General features: G+C 73.5%; 7 protein-coding genes. 4 read left to right on the forward strand and 3 right to left on the reverse strand.

Annotated elements, in window-relative coordinates:
- The first annotated feature begins 10 nt into the window (after positions 1–10).
- Complete coding sequence (locus tag ITJ50_RS17085; RefSeq protein WP_236559572.1) at positions 11–1,894, forward strand: DUF6807 family protein; 1,884 nt, start codon at positions 11–13, stop codon at positions 1,892–1,894.
- Positions 1,891–2,376 carry a tetratricopeptide repeat protein gene (locus ITJ50_RS17090; RefSeq protein WP_071251006.1) on the forward strand — a complete coding sequence of 162 codons (486 nt, stop codon included), beginning with the start codon at positions 1,891–1,893 and terminating at the stop codon, positions 2,374–2,376. The genes ITJ50_RS17085 and ITJ50_RS17090 overlap by 4 nt, the downstream gene beginning before the upstream one ends.
- Before the next feature lie 4 nt (positions 2,377–2,380).
- Here ITJ50_RS17090 and ITJ50_RS17095 read toward each other — a convergent pair whose 3' ends face one another.
- Entirely contained in the window at positions 2,381–3,286 is a 906-nt protein-coding gene (locus ITJ50_RS17095; RefSeq protein WP_017885809.1) for an AraC family transcriptional regulator, read from the reverse strand.
- Positions 3,287–3,396: 110 nt separating this feature from the next.
- On the opposite strand from ITJ50_RS17095, the gene ITJ50_RS17100 reads away from it, so the two are divergent.
- Positions 3,397–4,194 (forward strand): SDR family NAD(P)-dependent oxidoreductase, encoded by a 798-nt coding sequence (locus tag ITJ50_RS17100; RefSeq protein ID WP_071251005.1) that lies wholly within the window; start codon positions 3,397–3,399, stop codon positions 4,192–4,194.
- Positions 4,195–4,670: 476 nt separating this feature from the next.
- Here the strand turns inward: ITJ50_RS17100 and ITJ50_RS17105 are convergent, their stop codons facing one another.
- Positions 4,671–6,083: a protein kinase domain-containing protein gene (locus ITJ50_RS17105; RefSeq protein ID WP_194590992.1), complete on the reverse strand. Its 1,413-nt coding sequence runs from the start codon at positions 6,081–6,083 to the stop codon at positions 4,671–4,673.
- A gap of 239 nt (positions 6,084–6,322) precedes the next feature.
- On the opposite strand from ITJ50_RS17105, the gene ITJ50_RS17110 reads away from it, so the two are divergent.
- A complete protein-coding gene (locus ITJ50_RS17110) occupies positions 6,323–6,928 on the forward strand; it encodes a dihydrofolate reductase family protein (protein ID WP_194590993.1) in 606 nt (201 codons plus the stop codon).
- A gap of 12 nt (positions 6,929–6,940) precedes the next feature.
- On the opposite strand, the gene ITJ50_RS17115 is transcribed toward ITJ50_RS17110, so the two are convergent.
- Positions 6,941–7,429: a hypothetical protein gene (locus ITJ50_RS17115; RefSeq protein WP_194590994.1), complete on the reverse strand. Its 489-nt coding sequence runs from the start codon at positions 7,427–7,429 to the stop codon at positions 6,941–6,943.
- Between the last annotated feature and the right edge of the window lie 138 nt (positions 7,430–7,567).

Below are 7,567 nucleotides of genomic sequence, written 5' to 3' on the forward strand. Positions count from 1 at the left end.
ACTGCCGGGCGTGGTGCTCGTCGGAGCCCGCGGCTACGGCCTGCACCACCGCGCGAACATCGACCGGCTCGTGGCAGCAGGGGTCTGCACGGTGACCGCCGTCGTCGACCCCGCGCTCGGCACGACCGCCGACGCCGGTGTGCCCGTCGTGGCCGACGTGGCAGCGGCCCGCAGGCTCGGACCGGTGGACGTGGTCGTCGTGGCGGCTCCGATCGCGGCGCACCTGCCACTCACCCTCGATGCGCTCGACGCCGGCGCCGACGTGCTGCTCGAGAAGCCTCCGGTCACCACGCGCGACGCCCTCGACGTGCTGCTCGAGGCCGAACGTCGGACCGGCAGGGTCGTGCAGGTGGGGTTCCAGAGTCTCGGTTCCGCCGCGCTGCCGGCGTTCCGTGACGGGGCGCTCGTCGGTGCCGTCCGGTCTGCGGCCGCCGTCGGCACGTGGACCCGCGACCGGGCGTACTGGGACCGCTCCCCCTGGGCGGGGCGCCGTCGGGTCGGCGGCGTGGACGTGCTCGACGGCGTCGTCACCAACCCGCTCGCCCACGCCGTGGCGACGGCCCTGGCGCTCGTCGGCTGCCGCCGGACCGCCGACGTCGCGCGGGTCGAGGTCGAGTTGTACCGGGCGAACGCCATCGAGGGCGACGACACCTCGGCCGTCCGGGTGACCACGACCGCCGGCCTCGAGGCCACTGCCGCGCTCACGCTCTGCGCCACCACCGAGGTCCCGCCGACCGTGCGGGTGCGGGGAGCGACGGGGGACGGCGTGCTGCACTACACGACGGACGACGTCACGATCGACGGCGCGACCACGCGCCTGGAGCGCACCGACCTGCTCGAGAACCTGCTGGCGCACCGGTCCCACGGCGATGAACTGCTCGTGCCGCTCGTCTCGACGGGAGCGTTCGTCGAGGTGCTCGAGGCGGTCCGCGCGACCGAACCCGTGCAGCTCGACCACCCCTGGGTGACGTGGGAGGGCGAGGGGCCGACCCGGCGCCCCGTGGTGACCGGTGTCGAGGCCACGATCGAGCGCGCCGCCGACGCCCGCGCGCTGTTCTCGGAAGTCGGGGCACCGTGGGCGCACACGGCCCGCGACCAGACGCTGCAGGAGCTCCGCGTGGACGACGTCACGGTCGCCGTCGAACGCGACGGGGCCGGCACGATCGCCACGTCGTCCCCTCGGCCGTACCTGCACCCGGTCCGGACCCTCGGCGGCACCGTGGTCAGCGCACACCACCCGGGCGACCACGACTGGCACTGCGGGGTCGGCGTCGCGATCCCCGACGTCGACGGCGTGAACTGCTGGGGCGGACGGACCTACGTTCACGGCCCCGGCTACGTCTGGCGCGACGACCACGGTTCGGTCGAGGTCGTGCACGCTGCGCAGCACGGACACGGGTCGACGGAGGAGCTGGTCTGGCGGGGTCCGGACCGCGCGGTGGTCCTGCACGAGGACCGCGCCCTGCGCTGGCGCTCGGTCGGAACCGGGTGGGAGTTGTCCTGGTCGTCGTCGTTCCGCGCCCCCGGCGACTCCCCCGTGCACCTCGGCGGCCCGGGCAGCAACGGCCGGGTCGGCGCGGGCTACGGCGGCTTCTCCTGGCGGTTCCCGGAGTGCACCGGGGTCGTCGTCCGGACCGCCGACGCCGAGGGCGAGACCGCCGTGCACGGCTCGGTCGCACCCTGGATCTCCTGGTCCGCGGTGTTCGACGGCGGGCCGGCGACGATCCGCATCGAGGCCCTCGACCACCACGACCCCTGGTTCGTCCGCGCCGAGGAGTACCCGGCGATCGGCTCGGCCCTGGCGTGGGACATCCCCGCGGTCGTGCAGCCGGGCGCACCGCTCGTCCGCTCCTTCCGCGCGACGATCACCGACGGCGGTACGCTCGCCGGATGAGCACCGGGGACTGGGAAGCACGCGTCGCGACGCTGTGGGACGACGAGACGATCGACGACCACCAGCGGATCGAGCGGATGCGTGACCTCGCAGCGGACGCCCCGCACCCGGCCCTCGGCGCGTTCGAGCTCGGCGGCGCCTTCGACTCGGGCGGCCACGAGGCCGAGGCCGACGTGCAGTACGCCGCCGCGACCGCAGCGGGTCTCGACACCGTCGACCCCGAACGCGCGGCGCGGATGGTCGTGCAGCACGCCTCGACGCTGCGGAACCTCGGCCGGGTCGAGGCCGCCATCGCGATGCTCCGCGACGCCCCCGAGCACCCCGCCACCGGGGCGGCACCGCGGGTGTTCCTCGCGCTCGCGCTGCACAGCGCGGGACGCTCGGCCGAGGCCCTGCGCGTCGCGATCGAGGCCGTCGAGCCGACGCTCCCCCGCTACCACCGCTCCGTCAGCGCCTACGCGGCAGCACTCACCGAGGACTGACGCGTCAGGCGATCGCGACCTCGCCCCGCGCCATGAGCTCACGAGCCCGACCGGCGTCGGCAGCCGGTGGACGACCGTGCAGGGCGCGGTAGTCCCGCGAGAAGTGCGAGGCGCTCCGGTACCCCACCGCCGCAGCAGCCTGGGCAGCGGTGTCCCCGAGCACGATCATCCGCCGCCGGGCCTCTCCCAGCCGCAGCCGCCGCAGGTACTGCACCGGGCTCATCCCGGTGACCTGCCGGAAGCGTGCGAACAGGGTCGACTCGCTCGTCCGGACCGCCGCGGCCAGGTCGGCGACCGACCACGGGTCCGCCAGCCGATCGGTGAGCAGGGCCGTGGCGGCCGCGACCACGTCGCCGTCCCGGTTGCCGATCGCGGCCAGGATGCGCGGGGCCTGGTCGGTCTGCAGCAGCCGGAGCACGACCTCGCGGGTGACGAGCGGGGCGAGGACCGCCATGTCCTCCGGAGTGTCGAGCAATCCGACGAGTCGCGCGAACGCGTCCGCCAGCGCTGGTGTCCAGCTGCCGAGTCGGGCCGGCGGCGCTTCGTCCTGGTGCGGGCGGGACATCGCCGTCGCGACCTCGGCCACCACCGCGGGGTCGAGCTGCCAGACGACCGCGACGAATCCCGCCGGTTCTTCCACGGCGACCACACCGGCGATCACCGGCAGGTCGACGGGTGTGATGATGAAGCGCTCGCGACCCCAGAGCTGGTCGTCGTCCCCGACGATGGACCGCTTCTGCCCCGCGAGCACCACCGACACCGACGGCGTGTAGCGCTGGTACCCGAGGTCGGTCGGCGCGTCGACCCGGGCCAGGCGGAGTCCGAGCCGTCCGGCGCGCTCCGTGTCGTCGACGTGGGCCAGGACGCTCTGCAGCGCGCGGTCCAGTCGGTCCGAGGTGACGTCGTCCATGTACTCATTCTGTCGACCCGATGGATGCGCTGAACGCCCGTGCTGGATCCGGCAAGCAGTCCGGAGTCCTGTGCAATCGCCGACCGCCTCGCCGGACCGAGCATCGGAGCATGCAGACCAACGAAGCACTCCTCGACTCCTTGACCTCCGACGACCGACTGGCCGGCCGGACCGCGCTGGTGACCGGCGCCTCGAGCGGCATCGGTGAAGCCGTCGCCAGGGTCCTCGCCGCCTCCGGCGCGACGGTCGGTGTCGCCGGCCGTGACGTACAGCGCACGCAGGCCGTGGTGGACGCCATCACCGCCTCAGGTGGCTCCGCCGTGGCCGTCATCGGCGAGCTGAACGCGCACCCTGACGCCGTCCGCGACCTCGCGGCCAGTGCCACGGCGGCCCTCGGTGGCCGGGTCGACATCGTCGTCAACAACGCCGGCGTCTACCCGGTCGGCCCGACGGCGCTGCTCCCCGATGACGACGCCGAAGCGCTCTGGGCCACGAACGTCCGAGCACCGCACGTCCTGGTCGGCGCCCTGGCTCCGGGCATGGTCGAGCGCGGCTCGGGTGTCATCGTGAACATCGGCTCGTGGATGTCCCGCGTCGGCGTCCCCTTCACGGCGCTGTACCCGGCGACGAAGGCGGCCGTGGAGCAGCTGACCCGGGCGTGGGCCGCCGAGTTCGGCCCGCACGGTGTGCGGGTGTCGACGGTCTCCCCCGGTGCCACCGCCACGCCGGGCAACGCCGACTCGCACGACGTCCTCGCGCAGATGACGGCGGGCACACCGGCCGGCGCACCCGTCCGGCCGGTCGACGTCGCGTTCGCCGTGCGCTGGTTGGCCTCCGACGAGGCGTCCTTCGTGCACGGCGCCACCATCGACGTGGACGGCGGCATCGCCGCGACCCGCCTCGGCTGAGGCCCCCCCGGCCGAGCGGGCGAAACACCCGGGTTCATGCGCGGAGGCACCCCGGCATTCCGCCCGCTCGGCAACCCCGACCCACGCACGCGAACCCCCACCACCGCGAGCGGGCGAAACACCCGGGTCAGCTCCCGGAGGCACCCGGGCATTTCGCCCGCTCGGCAACCCCGACCCACGCACGCGAACCCCCACCACCGCGAGCGGGCGAAACACCCGCGTCAGCCCGCGGAGGTACCCCGGCATTTCGCCCGCTCGGCAGTGCGAGCCGACGCGCGCGAACACGCACCACCGCGAGGGGTCACGACACCCCGCCGACCGGCGGGCGAGCGGTCACGAAGGGTCGGGCGGGAGCGCGTCAGCCGACGGATCGTGACCGCTCGGCGGACGGCGCCGGCGCGGCGCGGCGTGGCGTGGCGGTGGACGCGACCACGGGCGGACGGGAGGCGCGGTGCGGGGTGGCACCGCGCCTCCCGTCAGGCGGTGTGGTCGCCGCCCACCCGTGGGACCGGCAGCGAGTCGCTGGTCGTGCGCAGGGACTCCTGCCGGATCTCGAGCTGCGAGACGGCGAGCGCCGCCAGGTCGCGGAGGTTGGCGAGGTCGTCCTCGGTGGCCTGCCGCGGTCGGGTGTCGAGCACGGCGAGGGTGCCGATCGGCGCGCCGTCGTGCCGGACAAGCGGGACGCTGACGTAGAAGCGGATGCCGAGCGGGCCGGTGACCAGGGGGCTGTTGCGCATCTCGGGGTGTGCGGAACCGTCGGGGATCACGACGGGGACGGGCACGGGCGCGAAGCCGTTGGTGAAGCTGATGCTCCGGGCCGCCTCGTCGATGCCCTCGGCGATGTACGACTGGGACCACTCGCGGTCCTCGTCGAGCACCTCGATCAGGGCGATCGGTGCGTCGAAGAGCCGAGCAGCCATGGTCGTGGTGCGCTGCAGCGACTCGTTCGGCAGCGTGTCGAGGGTCGCCGGGCGATCGGTCTCGGACCGCGTCGGCACCGGGGCTGTCTCGTCCGTCGGCTCGACCACGTGGTCGGGGGCGGCGGTCTCGGCGATCACGACGTCGCGGAGCATCGTGACCAGCTCGGGGCCGAGCGGACGGGCTGCGGGATCCTGCGCGGTCATGGCGCGGAGCAGGTGCTTCCAGTGCTCGGGCAGGGGTTCGGGGACCACGGGGTCGCGGGACAGCCGCGCGACGGCGGACTCGACGAGCGAGCCCGGGAACTCCCGGCGGCGGGTGAAGCACTGCAGCAGCACGAGGCCGAGCGAGTAGACGTCGCTCGGCGGGCCGACCTCGCCGCCGCGCGCCTGCTCGGGGCTGAGGTAGGCGGCGGTGCCGGTGGTCACGCCGTCGGCGGTCAGGCGTTCGACGCCGGCGGCGAGCGCGATGCCGAAGTCGGTCAGGCGTGCGCGGGCCCGCTCGGAGGCGTTGCCGTAGTCGACGAGCAGGATGTTCGACGGCTTGATGTCGCGGTGCACGACGGCGTTGGCGTGGATGTAGTCGAGCGCCTCGGCCATGTCGTAGCCGATCTCGGCGATGTGGCGCGAGGCGAGCGGGCCGACGCTCAGACGTTCCTCGAGGTCCTGCCCGACGACGAGCGACATCACGATGTAGCGCTGCTGGGTGCCGTCCTGGCTGGTGACGACCCCGGCGTCGAGCAGGCTGACGAGGTTGTGGTGCTCGAGCGACGCCAGCACGCCGAGTTCGGCCTCTTGCCGGGCGATGTCGACGATGCCCGCGTGGAAGAGCTTGATCGCGACCGGGCGGTGCAGGCTCTCGTCCACGCCGCGGTAGACGACGGACATGCCGCCCTGACCGATCGCCTGTTCCAGGCGGTACCGACCGTCGAGCAGCGGCGCGCTCGCGTCGTGTTCTTCCGTCGGGATCATCCAACCCTCGTCCTCGGCTCCGGCACCAACGATGCATCTTCGCATCCCGACGGGTATCCGTGTCGCCGAGCGGCGTTTCCCGGATCGGGGCGCGGTGCGCGGGGGCGCCACAACACCGGTGTTCGCGGGTCGAACACGCGCAGGTCGCGGTGCACCTCGGCAACACCGGTGTCGTGCGCCCCTCGATGGCGCTGGTCGGCAGCGCGCGCGTACGCTCGGCCCGACGAAGGAGTCATGCCATGCCCGCGAGGTTCGTCTACTGGATCAACGTCTCCGTCGACGGGTTCGTCGAACGGGCACCCGGCGAGCACGACGGCCTGGACGGCCCCGACTGGATGCGCATCGACGAGCCACTGCACCGCGAGTTCAACGCCCGGGCCGCCGCGATGACCCTGTCCGTCGAGGGCCGGGTCGTGCGCGACATGATGGACCCGTTCTGGCCCGATGCCCGGCACGACGAGTCGATGCCCGAGTACCTGCGCGAGTACGGCGAGATCTGGACCGCGCAGCCGAAGATCCTGGTGTCCCGCACGCGGACCACCGCCGACCACGACACCCGGGTCATCGGAGGCGACGGCGACGCGATCGCCGAGCTGGCCGCGATCCGTGCCGAAGGCGAGGGCGACATCGGCGTCGGTGGGCCGAGCATCGCGAGTCAGCTGCTCGACGCCGGGCTGCTCGACGAGGTCATGCTCTTCACGCACCCGTCGGTGCTCGGTGCCGGTCGGCCGCTGTTCGATCCGCCGCTCTCGGGGCACCGTCCGCTCGTGCAGCTCGACCTGATCGAGCAGCAGCGCTCCGACAACGGCGTCACCCTGCACCGGTACGACGTCCGGCGGTCCTGAACGCTCGGGCGATCAGTCCGCGCCGGGCGTTGCGCCGATCACGCGAACGTTCCAGGCGCTGTCGCGGTCACTGTCGAACCCGTTGAAGGAGATGCTGTCGACGTCGGCACGCCAGGTTCGCCGCAGGTCGATGCGTTGCTCCCCGTCGCCGCAGGGCATCGCCTCGATGATGTGGTTCCGCGACGTTTCCCGGGAGACGACCATGACCGAACCGCTCATGTGCCCGTCACCGAAGCACGAGAACTCGAGGTGGTCGACCGTCTCCGGGTGCGCGAACGTGATCGTGACGCCACGGTCGATCTCGTCGTCGTTCCCCGTCGCGCTCTGCCCGGCGGGTTCTTCGGCGAACATCGCGCCGAGGTCCCGGTCCGACTCGGCGGCCATCTGCCGCTTCTCCCAGGCGTGCAGCGCCGCCTCGTCGACGGGCGGCGGCCCGGCGCAGCCGGCCAGCAGCAGCACGCCCGCGATCGCGGGCAGGAGCAGGGCGGGGACGGAGCGCACGCTGTGAGCCTAGTGACGCTGCGGACCCACACCGCGAACGACGGGAGGCGCGGTGCCAGCTGGCACCGCGCCTCCCGGCCGTGGGGTGGGCGCGTCAGACGTCGCGGCGGCGCGCGAGCGGCAGGGCGAGGCCCCCCA

Origin of the sequence: Curtobacterium sp. VKM Ac-2889, from assembly GCF_015350855.1 — a bacterium.
Lineage (GTDB): Bacteria > Actinomycetota > Actinomycetes > Actinomycetales > Microbacteriaceae > Curtobacterium > Curtobacterium poinsettiae.